This is a genomic window from Polaromonas jejuensis NBRC 106434 (genome assembly GCF_001598235.1).
Taxonomy (GTDB): Bacteria; Pseudomonadota; Gammaproteobacteria; order Burkholderiales; family Burkholderiaceae_C; genus Polaromonas; species Polaromonas jejuensis.
Map to the genome: position 1 here is coordinate 22,332 of NZ_BCYO01000008.1, position 19,563 is coordinate 41,894.

Sequence of the window (19,563 nt, forward strand, 5' to 3'; positions counted from 1 at the left end):
TTCTCTATGAGGCCTCTCAACCATGTGCCAACTCTGCGGAAATATGTAGCCGCTCAATGGCCAGGTACCTGACGGTACTTTCCAGCCTCGTATGCCCGTTTATGTAGATCCATCTGGCACCTTATTCTGCTCACAGAAGAAATCCCGTGGAACAGCGTCAACTTCAATTCTTGAGCGCGCGTCATTACCGCCGAAGAAGTAGACAGGTGCCCATGACACAAGTCATCGTAAGCAAGCCCACAAAGGCTGCGCCTGTACCCAGCGCAGCGCCGACGGCGGCGAAGCACAAGGGAGCCAGCGCAAGACCCGAATAGCCGAACAGCAGCACCGCGCCGGTCACAGCGCCCGCGCGCGCCGGCCCGGCAATGCGCGCGACTTCCGCCACCATCACGCCATTCCAGCCGCTGGCGCTCAAGCCCGTCAACACGAGCAGCACCGCAAGCGCAATGGATGGCGGCGTCGCCGGCCATAAAAACAACAGCAGGCCGGCAAGGCCCATCAGCAGCCCAAGCCCGCCCAGCAGTTGCACCGTCGACAGACCCGGGCGCTGGGCGACCCGCCCCCACAGCAGGCGCCCGACCAGTCCCGCCGCCTGCATTAGCGCGACCCAGCCCGCAGCGGCGGGGATGCGCAGTTGCCAGTGATGCACCGCATGGCACATGACAAAAAAGTTGAGGCACACCTGCGCGGCCATGTAAACCAGCATGGTGGCAGTCAGCAGGCGCAGTAGCGGCGATTCCATCACGTCGCGCAGGCCGCTGATGCCGCCGGTTCCACCGACCCCCAGGGTCGTCACAGCGCCACCGTCGCGCCGCACCAGACTGATGCACCAGAGTCCAACGCACAACGCGAGTGAGGCAACCAGCGCAAAGGGCCAGGCTGCATGCTGGAGCAACAGCGTGGGCAGCGCCAGCGAGCCCGTCATCGCGCCAATCTGATTACCGGTCTGCCGCACCGAAAAAATCCAGGGGCGACGCGCGAGCGGCGTGATGCGCGCCAGCACAGAAGCGCTGGCAGGTGTCTCGGGCCCGAAGGCCAGGCCGAGCAGCAGCACCGCAGGCCAGAGCGACCAGCGGGACGGACCGATCCCCATCGCATCGCCGGTAAGGCACAGCATCGCCAGCATCACCGCGACCATGCAGAGGGCGGCCAGTTGCAGGTCGCCGACGCAGCGTATCAGCCGCCCTGTGGCCAAAGAAGAGAGCGCGCCGATGCCGAACAACACGCTGCCCAGCAGTCCAAGCGCCTGAACGTCGACGCCGAGCTGCGGTGCAAGCACCGACAGTGCGAAGGTGCCCATGGCGACGACCGCCTGCACCGCCATCATGGCCGGCAGGGTTCGGGCGATGGCGCTGGCCACTGCGAGGTTCAGGCGCCGAGAAGGCGCGTCATGGCGTCCGGCAAACGGCGCTTGGGCAACAGCGTCGGTGCGCCGCAGGCAAGCAGCTCGCCGCGGCCCGGTTTCGGATGAAAGACGCAGCCATCCCACACCACCTCGCCGCGACTCAGCGTGACGCCCGGCCAGGCCTTGAGGCGCATGCCTTCATACGGCGTGTAGTCAACTTCGTGATGGAGCTGCTCGTTCTTCAGCACAAATTCACGCTCATCCCAAATCACGAGGTCGGCATCGGCGCCAATCGCAATCGTGCCCTTGCGCGGATGCAGGCCGTAGGCCTTGGCCGGCCCCGTCGAAGTGAGTTCGACAAAACGGTTGGCTGTCATGCGGCCAGCCAGCACGCCTTCGGACCAGAGCAGTGCCATGCGCGTCTCCAGCCCCGGGATGCCGTTGGGAATATGGCGGAACGCAACCTCTTCGCCGTGCGGCTTCTTGCCTTCCGGCCCGTCGTACTTGAAGGGCGCATGGTCCGACGAGAACACGGTGAAGAGGCCGTCGTTGAGCCCATCCCAGATCACCTGCTGGTTGGCCTTGTCGCGCGGCGGCGGGCTGCAGATGCAACGTGCGCCCTTGTAGCTGTCGTCAATGCCGAGGTCCTCGGCCGTGAGAAAGAGGTACTGCGGGCAGGTCTCGGCAAAGACATTGAGGCCATGCGCACGCGCCCAACGGATCTGCTCGACAGCCTCCCGGCCCGAGACGTGGACGATGAGAATGGGCACATCGACCAGCTCGGCCAGTGCGATGGCGCGGTGTGTGGCTTCGCGCTCCACCAGCATGGGCCGCGAATGCGCGTGGAAACGCGGCGCGGTGCGGCCAGCGGCTTCCAGCCGCCGGGTCAGCCACTCGATGCAGTCGGAGTTTTCGGCGTGCAGCATCGCCATGGCACCGTGCTGGCGGGCGACATCGAGCACGTCGAGGATCTGGCCGTCGTCGAGTTTCATGTCATCGTAGGTCATGTAGATCTTGAACGACGTAAAGCCTTCGCGTATCAGCTCGGGCAGTTCTTCCCTCAGCACGGTGGGCGTCGGATCGCTCACGATCAGATGGAAGGCGTAGTCGACATGCGCCTTGCCGGCAGCGCGTGCGCGGTAGTCCTCGACCGCGGCACGAAGAGACTGGCCCTTTTGCTGCGCCGCGAAGGGAATGACGGTGGTCGTTCCGCCGCAAGCGGCCGAACGCGTCCCGGTATCGAAGTCGTCGGCGTTGCGCGTGGGCGGTGCCATCGGCTGGTCGAGATGGCAGTGCGCGTCAACGCCGCCAGGCGTCACCGTTCGACCGGCCGCATCGATCTCGTTTGCACCTACGTCCAGCGCTTGGCCGATCTGGACGATGCGCCCGTCGCGTATGCCAATGTCGCAATCGAAGGTATCGCAGGCGGTCACGACGCGCGCGTTGCGCACGACAAGGTCGAATTCATTCATGGTTTCAGTGAGGGCAAATAATCTTTGCAGGAGATTCAGGCCGCTACGCCCAGCGTCTCTTCGGGCCGCAGCAGCGAGAGGATGTGCCGCTTGTAGTCGTTGAATTGCGGGCCGGTCGGGTCGCGCGGGCGCGGCAAGTCGACTTCGATCAGCTCGCGGATGCGCCCGGGCCGAGCCGACATGACGGCCACGTGAGTGCCGAGCGCGAGCGACTCGTCGATGCCGTGCGTCACGAACACTATGGTGCTCTGGCTCTCGCGCCAGATACGCACCAGCTCGCCGTGCATTTCCATCCTGGTCTGTTCGTCGAGGGCACCGAAGGGCTCGTCCATCAGGATGACTTCGGGGTTCATGAGCAGCGCGCGTGCGATGCCAACGCGCTGGTTCATGCCGCCAGACAGTTCGCTCGGAAAGTGGTTTTCGAAACCGGTGAGTCGGACCATGTCGATGAAGCGCTGGGCCTTGTCCCTGCTCTCGCGCTTGTCCATTCCGCGCATCGTCAGGTGGAACGCTACGTTTTCCCATATCGTCAGCCACGGCATCAGCGTAGGCTGCTGGAACACGAAGCCGCGGTCCGACCCCGGCGCGCTCACGAGTTGGCCGCCGACCGACACCGTGCCGCTGGTCGGCTTGTCAAAGCCCGCAATCATATTGAGCAGCGTCGACTTGCCACAACCGCTGGGCCCGAGCAGGCAGAGGAATTCGTTGCGCCCGACCTTCAGGCTGATGTCGTCAAGCGCCTTGACGGCGCTCTTGCGCTTGGGATCGTTGAAGAACCGCGAAACGCGGTCTATGGTGATCAAGGTCATAGGTTCAGCCTTCCTTGGCCTGCAGGGTGGAGCCGCGCTGCCAGCGCAGCACGCGCGCGGCCGCCAGTTTGATGGCCATGTCGCTGAGAAAGCCAAGCAGCCCGATGCTTACCATGGCCGCGATGACGATGTCGTAGCGCAGAAAGTAGTATGAATCCCAAAGCACGTAGCCGACGCCGCTTTTCACCGCGACCATCTCGGCGGTCACCGACAGCATCCAGGCCGATCCGATCGCGATGCGCAACCCCGAGAAGATGCTCGGCAGCGCGGCCGGAAACACGATGTGACGCAACAGGTTCCGCGGCGAGCCGCCCGCCATGGCACCGGCGCGCAGCAGGTTGCGGTCGCAGGTCTTCACCCCGTGGATGGTGCTCAGCAGCACCGGAAAGAAGGAGCCCAAAAACACGAGGAAGATGGCCGGCTTGTCGGCAATCCCGAACCAGATGATCGCCAGCGGAATCCATGACACGGGCGGCACCGGCCGCAGAATCTGCAGCACGGGTTCAATCAGCTTCTCGACAGTGCGGGACCAGCCGATGGCCATGCCGATGGCGACGCCCAGAACGGTGGCCAGCGCGAAACCGGCAAGCACCCGGCTCGCGCTCGCGGCGGTGTCAAAAATCCAGTGGCCGCTGTAGCTCTGGGTGTTGCCGTCGGTGGCGAAGATCCAGTCGGCCCAGGCGAGCAGCACCTGCGACGGTGCCGGCAGCAGGGCGCGCGGCAGCACGCCGGAACGGGAAAACACTTCCCACCCCGCAAGGATCAGCACCGGCACGATCGCGCGCTCGATGCGTCGGTAGAAAGTGGCGAGGGAGGAAGGCAAGTCCATGGCTGGTCTCAGTAGCCGAGTGCGGACTTGGACTTGCCCGTGGCCGCTTCGAGGAAGCGGTAGTCCATATTCTTCTCGATCGCGGCGGAGACATCGGACTGGATGTACTTCAGGTCGCGCATCATGGCGCCGAGGGCGACTGCGGACGAGCGGTACATCTTGTAGTCGGGGTACAGGTTTTCCACGGCGCCTGCTGCGATGGCCTTGTCCAGCCCGGTGACCTTCTGGATGGTCTCGACGAATAGCGGCTTGTCGGCCGCCATCAGGGCGTTCACCTTGACAATGGAGCGCACCGTCTCCTCGACCGCCTTCGGCTTGCTGGCGATCACATCGGAACGCGTGACGATCAGGTTGGTGAGCTTGCCGGCGGCCTGGTCATAAGGGTAGGCGAAAAACCTGGCCGCGTTGAGCTGGCGGATCTGCGTGGCGAACGGGTCGACCGAGCAGATCAGCTCCACCTCGCCGCGGCGCAGCGCCTGCACGTGATCCGAAGGGTTCGGAATGTTGATGAACTGCACGTCCCTGTTGACGTCGATGCCCTGCTTGGCGAACGCGCCGCGCATATGGATGTCCTGCGCATTGCCGCGCGAAGCGGCCACGCGGAAGGGCTTGCCTGCCGCCTTGTAGTCGGCGATGACCTTCTTCAGGCTGGCCCAGTCGTTTTCCTTGATGGGCAGGTCGTTGGCGACCAGCATCTGCGAGCCGCCGTTGACCTGCCCCGAAATGGCGATCAAATCAAAGCCCTTGTCCAGCGCGCTAGCGTAGTGCAGGTAAGTAACCTGCGCCACGTCGATGCTCTTGGCCAGCAAGGCCGTCAGCACGTCGTTGCCGGTGTTGAAACCGATCGCTTCCAGCTTGACGTTGGCGGCGTGCTGCGGCGTCAGCGACAGCGGCGTGCAGTGCGCGCACTTGGCATAGCCCAGCTTGATCGAGGGGGTCTCTTGAGCGTGGCTTGCCAGCGGCACGATGGCCGCCAACGCCAGCATGAATTTCGCCATGGATCTGAACATATGGGTTCCTCTGAAGTGTTGGATGGGCGACTGAAAAGGCGCCGCCTGCGCTCAACAAAGCAAATGGCATGCCAAATGTTGTATCCAATATGAATCTGGCCACCGGCGTACTGCAACTTCTCTACTTCTCTCAGAAGATGACGAAGCACCATACAGTTTTGGGAATATTTTCTTCTAGCGCAAAAGAAAATTGGATACAAAATACCTCTTGGTTGGTGCAGGATGCACGCCCTGCGGGCATGCTGGCGCATGCCGGTCAGCGCCAGTCGTGCCGCCCCTCGTTGCCCCAGAGTTCCCGCGCCGCGGCTTCGGCCTCCACGCAGACGCTTTCCATGTGGCCCCTGGTTGGCCTGCCGTGCTCGACCAGAATCTCGCTCCCGGGGTCGGTGAAGGCCCTGGATACGGTCGGCCACCTCAAGCCTTCCTTGTCAGTTCGAGACGTCAGCGTATGCGCTTGCTAATGCCGGTCAGGCGTTCCATCACGATCATCAGCACCAGCGTCACCAGCACCATCAGACTCGATACGGCCGCAATGCTGACGTCGAGCCGGCCTTCGAGGTCCTGCCACATGCGAATCGGCAGCATGTCCGTCGAGGCATTGCGCAGAAACAGGGACACCGGCACGTTGTCGAACGAAGACATGAAGCTGATGAACGCGCCCGCCGCAATGCCTGGCGCGATGAGTGGCAGCGTCACGCGGCGGAACGTGTAGGCACGGCTCGCACCGAGGCTGGCCGAGCTTTCGAGCAGGGCGGGCGGCATCTGCGAAAGTGCCGCCACCGTGGTGCGGATCACATAAGGAACGCCGACGACGGTGTGACCGACGACCAGCGTCAATAGCGACAGTTCGATGCCAATGCGCGAAAAATAGATCAGCGAAGCCAGGCCGAAGGCCAGCGCGGGCAGGATCAACGGTGACATGAAGAATGAATCGAGCACCCGCGCCATCGCCTTTTCGGACCTCGCGATGGCCATTGCGGCGGCAACGCCAAGCACCACTGCGAACAGGGTGGAAGCAGCCGCGACCTTGAGGCTGTTGAGCGCGGCGTATTGGAGCTGGAAAGCGTCGGGCAGGGATTCGTACCAGCGCAGCGAATAGCCGGGCGGCGGAAACTTGAGCGAGAAACCGTTGGTGAACGACAGCACGATCACGACGACCGTGGGCGCAAGCAGCAGCAGCGTCGCGATGGTCGCTATGACGCCAAGCACGGCGGTCAGCGCGATGGCGGAGGGTTCGTGGCGACGGGCAGCACCCATCGCATCAACCGGCTACCTGGCCGCGGCTCAGTCGCCCCAGCAGGTTGAAAATGGTCACGCACGCCATGACAGCGACGAGGAACACGAGCGAGATGGCGGCCGCGAAGGGCCAGTTTTGCAGCGAGGACGCCTGCTGGTAGATGTACATGGGCATGAACAGCATCTGGCCGCCACCAATCAGCGACTGTGAAATGAAGGCCGTGATACTGGCCGCAAAGGTCAGCAGGCAACCCGCCAGAATGCCTGGCAGCGTGAGCGGCAGGGTGATGCGGACAAAGGTCCGCAGCGCACTCGCGCCGAGTGCGGACGATGCATCTTCAAGATTCGGGTCGAGCTTCTGCAGCGCCGTGATGAGCGGCAGCGCCATCAGCGGCAACTGCACATTGGCCAGCGAGACGATGAGCCCGTTGCGGGTGTAGAGCAATTTGAGCGGCGCTTCAATCCAGCGGAACTCCATGAGCACCGAGTTGACGATGCCCTGGCGCCCCAGGATAACGACCCAGGCGAAGGTCCGCACCACCACGCTGGTCAGCAGGGGCATGACGATGATCAGCATCAGCACCTTCTGCAAGGCGCCGGGGCTGCGCACGTAGCTCCAGGCGAGCGCATAGCCGAGCACCAGGCACAGCAACGTGGTCTGCACGCCGAGCCACAGCGTGTCGATCAGCACCGGCAGCGTGAAGCCGTCGATGGCGATCTTCACGTACTGGTCGGTGCCGAAGGACTTCAGCTCGGGCGTCGCATAGAAGCTGATCACGATCAGCAGCAGAAGCGGCGCCAGAAAGAAGAGCACGAAGAATGCCGCCAGCGGCGTGGCGAAGGCCAGGCCGTGGCCCGTGACGGGCGGGCCTTTCATTGCCGAGGTACTCATCGTGCGTATCCTGAGGCTGGTTCAGGCCCGGATCAGATCTTGATCTCGCGATTGAAGCGGTCTATCCATGCAGAGCGGTGCTCGTTGATCTTCTTCCAGTCCTGGAAGATGAACTTCTTTTTCATGTCGGCCGTGTCCTTGGCCAGCACCTTGGCGATTTCGCCGTCCATCTTGACCTTGCCGTTGGTCGGCACGACCAGGTACGGGCTCTGCATCAGCTTGCCCTGCACTTCGGGCGACAGCGCGACGTCAATCAGTTGCGCGGCGAGCGCCTTGTTGGGCGAGTTCTTGACGATGTGGATGCTGGTCTTGAAAGCGATGGCGCCTTCCTTCGGCGCCACGAACTCCACCGGCACGCCGCGCGCCTTGAGGATCTGAATCGCATTGAAGTTGCCGGGGCTGATGTCGACCTGGCCTTGCTGGAACAAGGCAGCGAGCGCGCCCGGGTTGGCCGCCACCGCCGCCAGGTTGGGCTTGAGCTTCTCGATGGCCTTGAAGCCTTCTTCGACGTTGCCTTCGTTGCCGCCGTGCATGCGTGCAATTTCAACCAGGAAGCCGGTGCCCAGTGTCGAGTTGAGATTGGTGATGCCGACGCGACCTTTGTATTCGGGCTTCCAGAGATCAGCCCAGGAAGTCGGCGGCGTCTTGACCTTCTCGGGGTTGTAGGTGAGGCCCACGACCTGAAAGAACATGGATGGACCCATCGGGTCCTGCGCCTCGGGAATCAGGTCCTTGTAGTTCTTGCTCTGGGCGGCCGGGAAGGGTTCGACCAGGTCCTGTCCGATGGCGGTGAGCGCCGGACCCGGATCGTGCAGCATCACGTCAATCGGCGGGTTGTTGCGCGCCGCCGAGACTTTGGCGATCTGGTCGACCGACAGCATCGCGTCGAGCAGCATGTCCTGGCCGGCGGCCTTTTTGAAGGCAGGCACCAGCACGTCGCGGTGGGCTTCTTCCCAGCTGCCGGTGAAGGTGGCAAACACCAGCTTGCGCGCTTGCGCATGGCTGATGCCGGGAAATAGCTCCATGGCGCTCAGTGTAAGCGCGCTGCCGAGCAGGTGACGACGGGTAAGTTGCATGGCGTTCCTCGTGAAGTGACAGTGAAAAGATCAGGGCGCTGCGAACACGGTGACGCTGGCCGGCGAGGCGGGCTTGACCCACACCCGGGCCCCCGTCGCGCGCGGGCCTGTGCCAGGTGCGCGCGGTTCGGAAAGCTTGAGCCGCAAGCCGGTCTTGGTGCGGATCTCATGGACGATGGTCGCGCCCAGCGGCATTCCAAGTTCAACCGTGCTTTCGAACGCACCGAGGGGTTCGTCGCTCAAGCGCATGTTTTCCGGACGGATGCAGGCCAGCACCTTGCTGCCGGGTGCGATACCCGTCGGGGCGCGGGTCGACAGCATGGTGCCGTTGTCAAGCAACACCTTGGCGCCGTCGCCGCCCAGCGAATCGAGCGTGCCTGGCAGCACATTGGCCGTGCCCACGAATTGGTTCACGAAGTAGCTCGCCGGCGCGTCATAAACCTGTGAAGGCGCTGCGAATTGCTCCAGCCGGCCCTGGTTCAGAACCGCCACGCGATCAGCCATGCCGAGTGCTTCCTCCTGGTCGTGGGTGACGATGATGGCGGTGGTACCGGCAGCGCGCTGGATGCGTTTGATCTCTATCTGCATGTCGAGCCTCAGGCTCTTGTCGAGCGCCGAAAACGGCTCGTCGAGCAGCAGCACCCGCGGCTCGATGGCCAACGCGCGGGCCAGCGCCACGCGCTGCTGCTGGCCGCCAGAAAGCTGGCGCGTGAGGCGGCCTGCCAAGTGGCCTAGCTGCACCATCTCCAGCATCTCGGTCGTGCGCCTGCGCGTCGCGTTGCGGTCGGTGCCGCGCGCGGCAAGGCCGTAGCCCACGTTCTCCGCCACCGTCATGTGCGGGAACAGCGCGTAGTTCTGGAACACAATGCCGACGTTGCGGCGCGCTGGCGGCAGTTCGTCGATGCGGCGACCGCCTATGACCACCTTGCCGGAGGTCTGCGTGATGAATCCCGCAATGATGCGCAGCAGCGTGGTCTTGCCGCAGCCGCTGGGGCCAAGCAGTGCGACGAGCTCGCCCGCGGCGACCTCCAGTGTCACGTGATCGACCGCCAGCGTGCCCGCATAGCGGTGCCTGATGTCATCCAGGGTCAGGCTTTGTCCGGCGGTCGATTCCATGCCCTTCACATATGCAATCGCTGTGCCAGGTTTTGTATCCAATCAGTATTTCGCCCCTGGCGGCCTGCTTTCTCCTTGATGTTGACGAAGAGAACGGGCTGGAACTGGTCTTGCTTGGGAACAGGCGGACACCCGTTAAACGATGCAATATGGTGCAATTTCGCACCATATTGGATACAAAACATAAGGTCTGGTGCATCCATTTAAAAGAAGGAAGCTTGCATGCATGACGATTTACACCGCTGGACGGCCCGGCACATGGCACAGGAGGTGTCGGCTCGAAGGCTCTCCGCGAGCGAGGTCGCGCGGGCGATGTGCGACCGGGTAGCGAGACTGCAGCCGCAGCTCAACGCCTTTGCGGACTTCGATCCGGCACTGCCGCTGGCCGCCGCCCTTGCTGTGGATGCACGCCTTGCCGCAGGGGAGCGCCTGCCGCTCGCGGGGGTGCCTTTCACGGTGAAGGACAACCTCTGGTTGGGCGGCCGGCCAGCGACCTTCGGTTCAAGGGTCTTCGCGAACTTCGTCGCACCACGCGATTCATGGTGCGTGGCCCGGCTGCGTGATCTGGGGGCCGTGCCGCTGGGCATGACCAACTGTTCCGAATTCGCCTGCAAAGGCATCACCGCTACGCCGCTGCACGGCGAAACGCACAACCCGTGGGACCTGCGGCGCACGCCGGGGGGATCGTCGGGTGGCGCCGTGGCAGCCGTGGCGGCCGGGCTGGGACCGATCGCGCTTGCCACGGATGCGGGCGGCTCGGTCCGCCGTCCTGCGGCCCATACCGGCCTGGTCGGAATGAAGCCGACCCTCGGCCGGGTGCCGAATCCCTGGGGTTTCGACGACCCCAACCACTTGCTGTCCGTCATCGGGCAGATCGGCCGCAACGTCGAAGATGTCGCCTTCATGCTGGATGCGCTCACCGCCTGGGAGCCGGCAGACACGCTTTCGTCGCCGGCCTTTGCGACGCCCGATGCCATCGCGTCGTTGAAACGGCCGCTGCGGCCATTGCGCCTGGCCTGGTCACCCCAACTGGGTTGCGATCTGGCTATCGATGCGGACGTACTCGCCACGCTGGAAGCGGCCATCGAGCAGTTGCGCAAGGCGGGCTGGACCATCGAACGGGCTGATCCGGTCTGGCCGCCGCAAGCACGCGAATACCCGCTCATCGCCCTGCAGCAGGCAGGGCTCGCGCAACGTTTCGGCGAGGTCTGGCGAAAGACGCCGGAGCAGCTCGATCCGGACATCGGGGCGCAGATCGAACTCGGCTTCGCCATTTCCGGAGCGCGCGTGACCGAACTGCTGAAGCTGCGCGAAGAATTCCACGCCAGTTTCACGCGCCTGTTTGATGGCTACGACGCATTGCTATGCCCCGTGAGTCCGGTCGAGGCCTGGCCCCTTGGCAGCCTCGGGCCGAGCGAGATCGGAGGCTTGCCGGCGGGACCGCGAGGCCACGCGGCTTTTACGCCAATTTTCAATTACGGCGGCGTGCCGGCGCTTTCATTGCCATGCGGCACCGGCCGGCAAGGGCTGCCAGTGGGCTTGCAGATTGCCGGGCCTCGCTTTGCCGACGCGCTGGTACTGCAGCTCGCATGGCATGCGGAACAGGCGCTGGGCGCGGCGCCGTTCTCTCCCCTGATGGACTGAGGCCTGCAGGCCATTCACCCGAAAAGCACGTCGGCGAGATCGACTTCCTGGACCTCCTGCGCGTCGAGCTTGAGGGAGTTTTCTATGTGGTCGAGGTGGTCGATCATGAGCCGTTCAGCCGCGTCGGCGTCGCCGGCTTCGATGGCGTCGATCAGCAAGGCGTGCTCGTCATTCGGGCATGCCGCCGACGTGGGGGCTTCGAATGTCAGGATGGCCAGGCAGGTGAGCGGTGTGAGTTCGCGCATCAGCCGCGCCAGGATGCTGCTGCCCGACACCTCGGCCAGCAGAACATGGAAGTCGCCGGACAGGCGCACCGACTGCCGGCGGTCGCCGCGCGCGAGCGCTTGCTGCTCACGTTTGACCAGCGCGCGCAGCTGCTTCACGGCAGTCGGCGCCTTGCCGGCGGCGATGCGCTCAATCAACCGCGCCACGGCTGCCGGCTCGAGCGTGCGGCGCACCGACAGCACATCACGCGCCTCCTCTGCGCTCGGCGTCGTCACGAACGCGCCGCGGTTGGGAACGAGCGTGATCAGCTGCTCGACCGCAAGGCGCTGCAGCGCACCGCGCACCTGCGTGCGGCTCACCGCGAAAAGCTCGGCCACCCGCTCTTCCGACAGCTTGGTGCCGGGCAAGAGCCTGTGTTCCACGATCGCGTCGTAAATACTCTGGTGGATGTCGGCTTTGCTTGCCACGCTGCGTGCCGCAGGCAGAGCATTCTTCGTCACGGTAGATTTCAGTTTTTTCATAGGTGATGGAACACAGCAAGAGTCATGCAAGCAAACCGCTGGCCATGGCGCTCGACATGGATACAAGAATCGTAGCTGATCGTATTCAATTTGCATCAGCTGGCACGATGCTGGCTTTGTCAGCAGCGAATATGAACGAAAAAACACGATGTCGGCGCGCAAGCATTCCGGGATGCTCAGCTCTCGTCCAACCCCATGCGGGGTCCGTCACGGCCGCCAGGCTTTCGGATCGGCCGGAGGTCAGCACACAGTTCGGAGATTCTGGTCGCTGCCAGGTGACGGCTGGAGCGGCACCTCTTCAGGCTAGCTCAGCTTCGAGTCCGACCGTCAGCTTTGCACGGCGATCCAGCGCACGACCGGCTCTCTTGCGTGCACCTCGGTGCTCGCACTGAACGAAGTCCTGCAGGCGACGTCGGTGCGTCGCCCCCACCAGAACACGCAGTCAGAAACGCATGTTTCGAACGCCATTAAAACGGCGGTGGTGATTTTCTCCAACGCATTACTTAGCCAGTTCCAGGCGCATCGCGTCAATCACCGCCTTGTAGTCCGGCTTGCCAAAAATGGCGCTGCCGGCCACGAAGGTGTCTGCCCCCGCGGCGGCCACGCTGGCGATGTTGTCGATCTTGATGCCACCGTCAACTTCGAGCCGGATGTCCTTGCCCGAGGCATCGATGCGCTTGCGCGCCTCATCGATCTTGCGCAGCGCCGAGTCAATAAAGCTCTGGCCGCCAAAGCCGGGATTGACGCTCATGATCAGGATCAGGTCGATATCTTCGATCACCCAGTCCAGCACGTCCATGGGCGAGGCCGGGTTGAACACCAGGCCGGCCTTGCAGCCCTTGGCCTTGATGGCCTGGATGCTGCGGTGCAAATGGGCCGAGGCGTCGGGGTGAAAACTGATCAGGTCGGCGCCGGCATCGGCAAACGCGGCGGCCAGGCTGTCTACCGGCTGCACCATCAGGTGCACGTCAACCGGCACGGCCGTGCCATCCGCCTTTTTGGCATGCGGCTTGAGCGCCTGGCAAATCATGGGCCCAAAAGTCAGGTTGGGCACGTAATGGTTGTCCATCACGTCAAAATGGATCCAGTCGGCGCCGGCCGCAATGACGGCCTTGAGCTCATCGCCCAGACGGGCGAAGTCGGCAGACAAAATGGACGGAGCAATCCGGTAGGTGGGCGGCGTGGTTTTACTCATAGGCAGATTGTCGCAGCAAGCCCGCGCGGCGTCATCCCGCGGGTCACAGCCGCGGTGATCCGGGCGGTTAACATGGACCCTCACAGTCCCTTTTCCCCATGCCGAAATACCAATTCTCCTGCGAAGTCACCCCCCAATACCGGCCTGAGCAATCAGCGCCGGAAGACCTGGTCTATGGGTTTTCCTATACCGTGACCGTCACCAACACCGGCGAGGTGGCGGCCCAGCTGATTTCGCGCCACTGGATCATCAGCGACGCCAACGGCCACACCGAAGAGGTCAAGGGCCTGGGTGTGGTGGGGCATCAGCCGCTGCTCAAACCGGGCGAGGCCTTCCAGTACACCAGCGGCTGCCGCCTGCGCACCCCCAGCGGCACCATGCATGGCAGTTATTTTTGCGTGGCCGAAGACGGCGAACGCTTTGAGGTGCCCATCCCCATGTTTGTGCTGGAAGCCAGCCATGGCGGCGGCACGCCCAGCCGCGTGCTGCATTGATGACCGCATGAAAGATCTGTCCTCCCTGCTCAAGGCGCTGGACCCTGATGCCGACCTGGCGCAGCGCCATGTCTGGCTGATCAAGCTGTTTGAGTGGATTCGCGGCGACCAGACCTCCAGCCCGGCCGCCGTGGCGCGGGTCCAGACCTTCGTGGATGCCGTCCAGCGGCAGCCCGAGGTTCAGGCGCGCCTGCAGGCCTGGTGGCAAACCCTGAGCCAGACCGTCGACATCACCCCCTTGCTGGCGGATTTCGGCTTTGCCCCGCGGACGGCCTTTGTCAGCGAACTGGCCGAGCGCCTGCGCCGCAAGATGCTGCCCGGCACGCCGGAGACCGTGGATGCGTCAGAGCTGTTTCCGCTGGTGGCGCCTACCCGTTTCGATGCCCAATGGATGGGAGCCCTGGAAGAGCCCCTCATCACCCAGCTCACGCGGCTGCTGTCGGCCAACCCCAAGCGGGACACGCTGCACTGGCAGTACAACCTGATGGACGCGCTGACCTACTGCACGGCGCAAATCCGTGCCACCGGTTTTGCGCCGGAGTTGCGATTGCGCATGGACCGGGCCACACCCGACGCCCGGGCCTTTCACGCCCTGCCGGCCGACGTGGAGGAACTGCGCAACGTGTTTTTCCGGCCTGAACGCGATGAGGAAGCGCTCCAGGCGGCCATCACCCGGTACCGCGAGCGGCTCGATGCCTGCCGGCAGGCGGTCAACAGCATCTATGCCCATCTGGAGGAAAACGGGATTTCAGTCGGCATGGTGTTTCGTTTGCGCCAATTGCGTGCGCGCATCCTGCGCGTGCGGGAGCTGCTCGATGCCCTGCTTTCGACCAAACCCGCAGTGGCGGCGCTCAAGCTGCTGACGCGCCGGGTCGTCATTGCACAGGAAGGCAAAAGCATTGGCGCCTTGATCAGTGCCAACTCCACGCTGCTGTCCGCCAAGGTCGCCGAACGCAGTGCCGAAACCGGTGAGCGCTACATCACCCGCAATCGGGGGGAATACCTGGAAATGCTGGGCAAGGCCATGGGCGGCGGCGCCGTGACGGCCTTCACCACCCTGCTCAAGTTCATGGTGGTGGGCATAGGCCTGTCGGCCTTCTGGAGCGGCTTCTGGGCCAGCGTGGCCTACTCGGGCACCTTCATCATGATCCAGCTGCTGCATTTCACGCTGGCCACCAAGCAGCCCGCCATGACAGCGCCCGCCATGGCCGCCAAACTCAAGGACATCGACTCGACCGAAGCCAGCAACACGGTAGAGGACTTTGTCGACGAAGTTACACACCTGGTGCGCTCCCAGGTCGCGGCGGTGCTGGGCAATGTGTGCATGGTGGTGCCCGCCGTGCTGCTGGTCAACGTGCTGGTCCAGCTGCTGCTGGGCCGTCCCATGATCAGCCAGACTGAAGCCCGCCATGTGCTGGAAACCCTGACGCTGCTGGGCCCGACGCTGCTCTGGGCGGCCTTTACCGGCGTGATCCTCTTTGCCGCCAGCATGATGGCGGGCTGGGCGGAGAACTGGTTTGTCCTGCACCGGCTTGATTCGGCCATGCGCCACAACCCGCGCTTCACCGCGGTGCTGGGCGCCGAACGGGCGGCACGCTGGTCGACCTTCATGCGCGAGCACATCTCCGGTTTTGCCTCCAATATTGCGCTGGGCTTCATGCTGGGCCTGATTCCGGCCTTTACGGGCTTCTTCGGCATCGAGCTCGAAGCGCGCCACGTCACACTCTCGACCGGGCAGCTGGCGGCAGCCGGCGCCTCGCTGGGGCTGGAGGCCTTCAGGAATGCGACGCTCTGGTGGTGCATCGCGTCCATTCCCCTGATTGGCGCGCTGAATCTGGGCGTGAGTTTTTACCTCGCGTTCCGGCTGGCCCTGCAGGCCCACAATGTCAGCGGCATGAACCGCGCCCGCATTCGCTCGGCCATCTGGGCGCGCTGGCGCAGCCACCCACGCAGTTTTTTCATGCCTGAATAAGAGCCACTGACAAACCCAGCGCAGCGGTCCTGGCCAGGCGTGCCGCCGCAGACAGTGCGGTAGCACGGCAAGGCGGCACAACGACGCCAGGAGGGTTTTGTGAGCGGCTCCAAGCACCCGGCGGGGGAATTTCGGCCTTGTCCTACAGGCGCTGGTGTCGAACGCCTGTAAATTATGGCAACACATCGTTGTTCCCCTGATCACCACCGGGCTTCGCGCCGCAACGGCTGGTCAGCCAACGCGCACCACGTCCACCCTGCGGGCCTGGCTGCAGAAGTCCTGACTAGAGTGGAGACCCATCCCTATGAATGAAATCATGGCCATCTGGGCCGAATGGATCAAGCCATCGGCCGGATTGCCCACGGTGCAGTGGTCTATTTTGCTGGCACTGGCCGCCGCCGCAGGCCATCTCATCAACCGCTACACCGGCCTGCCCAAGGTGGTTGGCTATTCGGCGGTCGGCGCCTTCGCCGGTCTGGCCGGCTTCACAGGGGCCGTCTGGCCCTTGCAGGGCATAGGGCTCTTTCTGCTCGAACTGGGCGTGGCCGTCGTGCTGTTTGAAGCCGGCGGCCGCATCCCCCTGCGCTGGTTTCGCCACAACCCCATGGTGCTGGTGCAAAGCCTGGCCGAATCCACCGTCACCTTTTTGCTGGTGCACTGGCTGCTGGGCCGGATGGGGGTGCGCGAAGTGGTGGCCGAGTCGCTGGCGCTGATTGCCATGGCCGCGTCACCGGCCGTGCTGTCCCGCGTGGCCATAGACACGCGGGCGGCGGGCCCGGTGACCGAGCGCGCACTGGTGCTGTCCACCCTCGGCACCCTGTACGCCCTGACGCTGTGCAGTGCCCGCGCCGGCATGATGCCGCGCGGCGAGGCCGGATTGTCGAACACGCTCTTCCCCGTGCTGGTGGTGCTGGGCCTGTCGGTGGTGGTGGGTGCCGTGCTGGCGCTGACGCTGCGCATTGCGCTGCGCGTCATGAGCCCCACCAGCGAAAACACGGCCATCCTGCTGCTCACGCTGATCGCCGCGGGGGCTGCGCTGGCGGCCAATTTTGGCGGCTCGGCACCGCTGGCGGCCTTGCTGGGCGGCATGCTGCTGAAACAGCTGAACCCGCGCCCCTGGTCCTGGCCGCGGCAAATGGGCACCGCCTCGTCCATGCTCACCATGCTGATGTTCGTGCTGGTGTCGGTGGTGGCCGCGCAGGCCGACTGGAGCGGTCCCGTGGCCAGCCTGGTGGCGGCGCTGGTCGTCGCGCGCATGCTGGCCAAGATTGCCGGCGTGGCGATCGGCAATGCCGGCAGCGGCACGAGCTGGACGCAGGCCTTGTGGGTGGGTTGCGCCATGACGCCCATGTCGTCGGTGGCGCTGCTGCTGGTGTCGGAGTATATGGCCGCTTCCGCCCCCATCGGGCGCCAGGTTGCGGGCATTGCCCTGCCCGCCATTTTGCTGATGGAAGTGCTGGGGGCCGTGCTGGCCACCATGGCGCTGTACCGCGCCGGCGAATGTTCAAAACCCTGGGCGCCGCTGGTGCGCGGCCCCGCGACAGGACCTGTCCATGAGCCTTGAACCTTTTCACAAATCCGCCGCCCTGTCATTGGGCGTGGAGCTGGAACTGCAGCTCGTGAACACGCACGATTACGACCTGGCCCCCTATGCCGAGGACATGCTGCGCCTGATGGCCAAGATGCCGCTGCCCGGCGCGGTGGTGCCGGAAATGACGTCGAGCATGATCGAGATATCCACCGGCGTCTGCCAGTCGTCGTCCGAGGTGCTGGGCCAGCTCTCGCAAATCCGCGATGCGCTGGTCAAGAGCGCCGACAAGCTCAATATTGCCGTGGTCGGCGGCGGCACCCACCCCTTCCAGCAATGGCACGAGCGCCGCATTTACGACAAGCCGCGTTTTCGCGAGCTGTCCGAGCTCTACGGCTACCTCTCCAAGCAGTTCACGATTTTTGGCCAGCATGTGCATGTGGGCTGCCCGGACGCCGACAGCGCACTGCTGACACTGCACCGCATGTCGCGCTACATCCCGCACTTCATTGCCCTGTCGGCCTCCAGCCCCTACGTGCAGGGGCAGGACACGGCGTTTGACTCGGCGCGGCTCAATTCGGTGTTTGCCTTTCCGCTGTCGGGACGCGCGCCGTTCGCCCTGACCTGGGACGACTTCACCGCCTACTTCGACAAGATGACGCGCACCGGCGTGGTCAAGAGCATGAAGGACTTCTACTGGGACATACGGCCCAAGCCGGAATTTGGCACCATAGAAATCCGCGTCTTTGACACCCCGCTCACCGTGGAGCGCGCCGCCGCGCTGTCCGGCTACGTGCAATCGCTGGCTTCCTGGTTCCTCAACGAGCAGCCCTTCATGCCCAGCGAAGACGACTACCTGGTCTATACCTACAACCGCTTCCAGGCCTGCCGCTTCGGCCTGGATGCCGTCTATGTGGACCCGGCCACCGGCGGCCACATGCCGCTGCGCGAGCACATCCTCATGACCATGGGCCAGGTCGAGCGCCATGCGGCCAGCGTCGGCGCCAGCGCGTCCGTGCACCTGCTGCGCAGCAGCGTGGAACGCGACGACAACGATGCCCGCTGGTTGCGCGAACGGCAGGGCGAAGAGCACCTGCTGGCCGAGGTCATACGCCAGGCGTCCGAGCGCTTTCGCGGCGCTGCGGCGCATCTTCAGCAGCCCTGAGCCCGCAGCGCGCCACATAGTCCGGCGCTGCCTGTATGCTTGCCGCATGGGTGAATTTGATCTGATTGCACGCTATTTCACGCGCCCCGCGACCAAGGCCGCGCTGGGCGTGGGCGACGACTGCGCACTGCTGCAGCCCACGCCGGGCACACAGCTGGCCATCTCCTGCGACATGCTGGTGGAAGGCCGGCATTTTTTCGCGGATGTCGACCCCTTCGCGCTGGGCCACAAGGCCCTGGCCGTGAACCTGAGCGACCTCGCGGCCTGCGGCGCCACGCCGCTGGCCTTCACGCTGGCGCTGGCCCTGCCGCGCGCCGACGAGGCCTGGCTGGAAGCGTTTTCGCGCGGCCTCCTGGGCCTGGCCGATGCCCATGGCTGTGAATTGATCGGCGGCGACACCACGCAGGGGCCGCTCAACATCTGCATCACGGTGTTCGGCGAGGTGCCTGTCGTGGACGGCAAGAGCCAGGCGCTGTTGCGCTCGGGCGCCAGGGACGGTGACGATATCTACGTCAGCGGCACGCTGGGCGATGCCCGGCTGGCGCTGGAAGCCCTGCGCGGCACGCTCATCCTGCCACCGGCCTTGCTGGCCCAGACCAGGCAGCGGCTGGAACAACCCACGCCGCGCGTCGCGCTGGGCCAGGCGCTGCGCGGCGTGGCTTCGGCCGCGCTGGACCTGAGCGACGGCCTGCTCGGCGACCTGCAGCACATCCTGCAGGCCTCCGGCGTGGGCGCCACCCTCGACACCGCCATTGCTTCCAATTTAATAGCGGTACACACCCATCCCGCCTTGGAGACAGGCATTATTCCCTCTGAAAAGCAGCTGGAGTACGTGCTGGCGGGCGGCGACGACTACGAGCTGGCCTTCACCGCGCCCGCGTCGGCCCGCGAAGCCGTGCGCACGGCTTCGCAGCAGGCCGGCACACCGGTCACCCGCATAGGCCGCATCGAGGCGGAGCGCGGCCTCAGGCTGGTTGACGCCAACGGCCAGCCCGTCCCCAACACTTTTTCTTCCTTCGACCATTTCGCCTGAA

18 protein-coding genes are annotated in these 19,563 nt (G+C 64.4%); 6 read left to right on the forward strand and 12 right to left on the reverse strand.

Features of this window, described 5'->3' with window-relative positions:
* Window positions 1–184 precede the first annotated feature (184 nt).
* The 10 genes from PJE01S_RS11475 to PJE01S_RS11515 form a co-directional block, all read right to left on the reverse strand.
* On the reverse strand, window positions 185–1,360 hold the full coding sequence (locus PJE01S_RS11475; protein ID WP_068833760.1) for an MFS transporter: 1,176 nt from the start codon (window positions 1,358–1,360) through the stop codon (window positions 185–187).
* 8 nt (window positions 1,361–1,368) lie between these two features.
* Complete coding sequence (hydA, locus tag PJE01S_RS11480) at window positions 1,369–2,817, reverse strand: dihydropyrimidinase (RefSeq protein WP_068833761.1); 1,449 nt, start codon at window positions 2,815–2,817, stop codon at window positions 1,369–1,371.
* 35 nt (window positions 2,818–2,852) lie between these two features.
* Window positions 2,853–3,626, reverse strand: a complete 774-nt coding sequence (locus PJE01S_RS11485) for an ABC transporter ATP-binding protein (RefSeq protein WP_068833762.1) — start codon at window positions 3,624–3,626, stop codon at window positions 2,853–2,855.
* A 4-nt stretch (window positions 3,627–3,630) separates the two neighbouring features.
* Complete coding sequence (locus tag PJE01S_RS11490; protein WP_068833763.1) at window positions 3,631–4,455, reverse strand: ABC transporter permease; 825 nt, start codon at window positions 4,453–4,455, stop codon at window positions 3,631–3,633.
* Window positions 4,456–4,463: 8 nt separating this feature from the next.
* Window positions 4,464–5,465, reverse strand: a complete 1,002-nt coding sequence (locus PJE01S_RS11495; protein ID WP_068833764.1) for an ABC transporter substrate-binding protein — start codon at window positions 5,463–5,465, stop codon at window positions 4,464–4,466.
* Window positions 5,466–5,721: 256 nt separating this feature from the next.
* Window positions 5,722–5,883, reverse strand: a complete 162-nt coding sequence (locus tag PJE01S_RS25150; protein WP_157090298.1) for a hypothetical protein — start codon at window positions 5,881–5,883, stop codon at window positions 5,722–5,724.
* Window positions 5,884–5,906: 23 nt separating this feature from the next.
* Window positions 5,907–6,722 (reverse strand): ABC transporter permease, encoded by an 816-nt coding sequence (locus PJE01S_RS11500; RefSeq protein ID WP_068833765.1) that lies wholly within the window; start codon window positions 6,720–6,722, stop codon window positions 5,907–5,909.
* A gap of 4 nt (window positions 6,723–6,726) precedes the next feature.
* Window positions 6,727–7,593: an ABC transporter permease gene (locus PJE01S_RS11505; RefSeq protein ID WP_068833766.1), complete on the reverse strand. Its 867-nt coding sequence runs from the start codon at window positions 7,591–7,593 to the stop codon at window positions 6,727–6,729.
* A gap of 32 nt (window positions 7,594–7,625) precedes the next feature.
* Window positions 7,626–8,669 (reverse strand): ABC transporter substrate-binding protein, encoded by a 1,044-nt coding sequence (locus tag PJE01S_RS11510; protein WP_068833767.1) that lies wholly within the window; start codon window positions 8,667–8,669, stop codon window positions 7,626–7,628.
* 30 nt (window positions 8,670–8,699) lie between these two features.
* On the reverse strand, window positions 8,700–9,785 hold the full coding sequence (locus PJE01S_RS11515; protein ID WP_068833768.1) for an ABC transporter ATP-binding protein: 1,086 nt from the start codon (window positions 9,783–9,785) through the stop codon (window positions 8,700–8,702).
* 222 nt (window positions 9,786–10,007) lie between these two features.
* On the opposite strand from PJE01S_RS11515, the gene PJE01S_RS11520 reads away from it, so the two are divergent.
* Complete coding sequence (locus PJE01S_RS11520; RefSeq protein ID WP_068833769.1) at window positions 10,008–11,429, forward strand: amidase; 1,422 nt, start codon at window positions 10,008–10,010, stop codon at window positions 11,427–11,429.
* A 14-nt stretch (window positions 11,430–11,443) separates the two neighbouring features.
* Here PJE01S_RS11520 and PJE01S_RS11525 read toward each other — a convergent pair whose 3' ends face one another.
* Both PJE01S_RS11525 and rpe read right to left on the reverse strand, forming a co-directional pair.
* Window positions 11,444–12,175 carry a GntR family transcriptional regulator gene (locus PJE01S_RS11525; protein ID WP_084389482.1) on the reverse strand — a complete coding sequence of 244 codons (732 nt, stop codon included), beginning with the start codon at window positions 12,173–12,175 and terminating at the stop codon, window positions 11,444–11,446.
* A gap of 499 nt (window positions 12,176–12,674) precedes the next feature.
* The gene (gene rpe / locus PJE01S_RS11530) at window positions 12,675–13,370 is read right to left on the reverse strand and encodes a ribulose-phosphate 3-epimerase (protein WP_068833770.1); all 696 of its coding nucleotides are present in this window, start codon (window positions 13,368–13,370) and stop codon (window positions 12,675–12,677) included.
* A 98-nt stretch (window positions 13,371–13,468) separates the two neighbouring features.
* On the opposite strand from rpe, the gene apaG reads away from it, so the two are divergent.
* The 5 genes from apaG (at window position 13,469) to thiL (ending at window position 19,562) form a co-directional block, all read left to right on the forward strand.
* Window positions 13,469–13,864 carry a Co2+/Mg2+ efflux facilitator ApaG/CorD gene (gene apaG, locus PJE01S_RS11535; protein ID WP_068833771.1) on the forward strand — a complete coding sequence of 132 codons (396 nt, stop codon included), beginning with the start codon at window positions 13,469–13,471 and terminating at the stop codon, window positions 13,862–13,864.
* 7 nt (window positions 13,865–13,871) lie between these two features.
* Complete coding sequence (gene tlpB / locus PJE01S_RS11540; RefSeq protein ID WP_068833902.1) at window positions 13,872–15,836, forward strand: transporter-like protein TlpB; 1,965 nt, start codon at window positions 13,872–13,874, stop codon at window positions 15,834–15,836.
* Between the two features lie 304 nt (window positions 15,837–16,140).
* The gene (locus tag PJE01S_RS11545; RefSeq protein WP_068833772.1) at window positions 16,141–17,400 is read left to right on the forward strand and encodes a cation:proton antiporter domain-containing protein; all 1,260 of its coding nucleotides are present in this window, start codon (window positions 16,141–16,143) and stop codon (window positions 17,398–17,400) included.
* The gene (locus PJE01S_RS11550; protein WP_068833773.1) at window positions 17,390–18,529 is read left to right on the forward strand and encodes a YbdK family carboxylate-amine ligase; all 1,140 of its coding nucleotides are present in this window, start codon (window positions 17,390–17,392) and stop codon (window positions 18,527–18,529) included. Before PJE01S_RS11545 ends, PJE01S_RS11550 begins: the two co-directional genes overlap by 11 nt.
* A gap of 46 nt (window positions 18,530–18,575) precedes the next feature.
* Window positions 18,576–19,562: a thiamine-phosphate kinase gene (gene thiL / locus PJE01S_RS11555; RefSeq protein WP_068833774.1), complete on the forward strand. Its 987-nt coding sequence runs from the start codon at window positions 18,576–18,578 to the stop codon at window positions 19,560–19,562.
* The last annotated feature ends 1 nt before the right edge of the window (window position 19,563 follow it).

Excerpts from the sequence above, each read along its gene's own strand:
- hydA (WP_068833761.1), bottom strand. The coding sequence starts at position 2,817 with ATGAATGAATTCGACCTTGTCGTGCGCAACGCGCGCGTCGTGACCGCC.
- PJE01S_RS11485 (WP_068833762.1), bottom strand. The coding sequence starts at position 3,626 with ATGACCTTGATCACCATAGACCGCGTTTCGCGGTTCTTCAACGATCCC.
- PJE01S_RS11490 (WP_068833763.1), bottom strand. The coding sequence starts at position 4,455 with ATGGACTTGCCTTCCTCCCTCGCCACTTTCTACCGACGCATCGAGCGC.
- PJE01S_RS11495 (WP_068833764.1), bottom strand. The coding sequence starts at position 5,465 with ATGTTCAGATCCATGGCGAAATTCATGCTGGCGTTGGCGGCCATCGTG.
- PJE01S_RS11500 (WP_068833765.1), bottom strand. The coding sequence starts at position 6,722 with ATGGGTGCTGCCCGTCGCCACGAACCCTCCGCCATCGCGCTGACCGCC.
- PJE01S_RS11505 (WP_068833766.1), bottom strand. The coding sequence starts at position 7,593 with ATGAGTACCTCGGCAATGAAAGGCCCGCCCGTCACGGGCCACGGCCTG.
- PJE01S_RS11510 (WP_068833767.1), bottom strand. The coding sequence starts at position 8,669 with ATGCAACTTACCCGTCGTCACCTGCTCGGCAGCGCGCTTACACTGAGC.
- PJE01S_RS11515 (WP_068833768.1), bottom strand. The coding sequence starts at position 9,785 with ATGGAATCGACCGCCGGACAAAGCCTGACCCTGGATGACATCAGGCAC.
- PJE01S_RS11520 (WP_068833769.1), top strand. The coding sequence starts at position 10,008 with ATGCATGACGATTTACACCGCTGGACGGCCCGGCACATGGCACAGGAG.
- PJE01S_RS11525 (WP_084389482.1), bottom strand. The coding sequence starts at position 12,175 with ATGAAAAAACTGAAATCTACCGTGACGAAGAATGCTCTGCCTGCGGCA.
- rpe (WP_068833770.1), bottom strand. The coding sequence starts at position 13,370 with ATGAGTAAAACCACGCCGCCCACCTACCGGATTGCTCCGTCCATTTTG.
- apaG (WP_068833771.1), top strand. The coding sequence starts at position 13,469 with ATGCCGAAATACCAATTCTCCTGCGAAGTCACCCCCCAATACCGGCCT.
- tlpB (WP_068833902.1), top strand. The coding sequence starts at position 13,872 with ATGAAAGATCTGTCCTCCCTGCTCAAGGCGCTGGACCCTGATGCCGAC.
- PJE01S_RS11545 (WP_068833772.1), top strand. The coding sequence starts at position 16,141 with ATGAATGAAATCATGGCCATCTGGGCCGAATGGATCAAGCCATCGGCC.
- PJE01S_RS11550 (WP_068833773.1), top strand. The coding sequence starts at position 17,390 with ATGAGCCTTGAACCTTTTCACAAATCCGCCGCCCTGTCATTGGGCGTG.
- thiL (WP_068833774.1), top strand. The coding sequence starts at position 18,576 with ATGGGTGAATTTGATCTGATTGCACGCTATTTCACGCGCCCCGCGACC.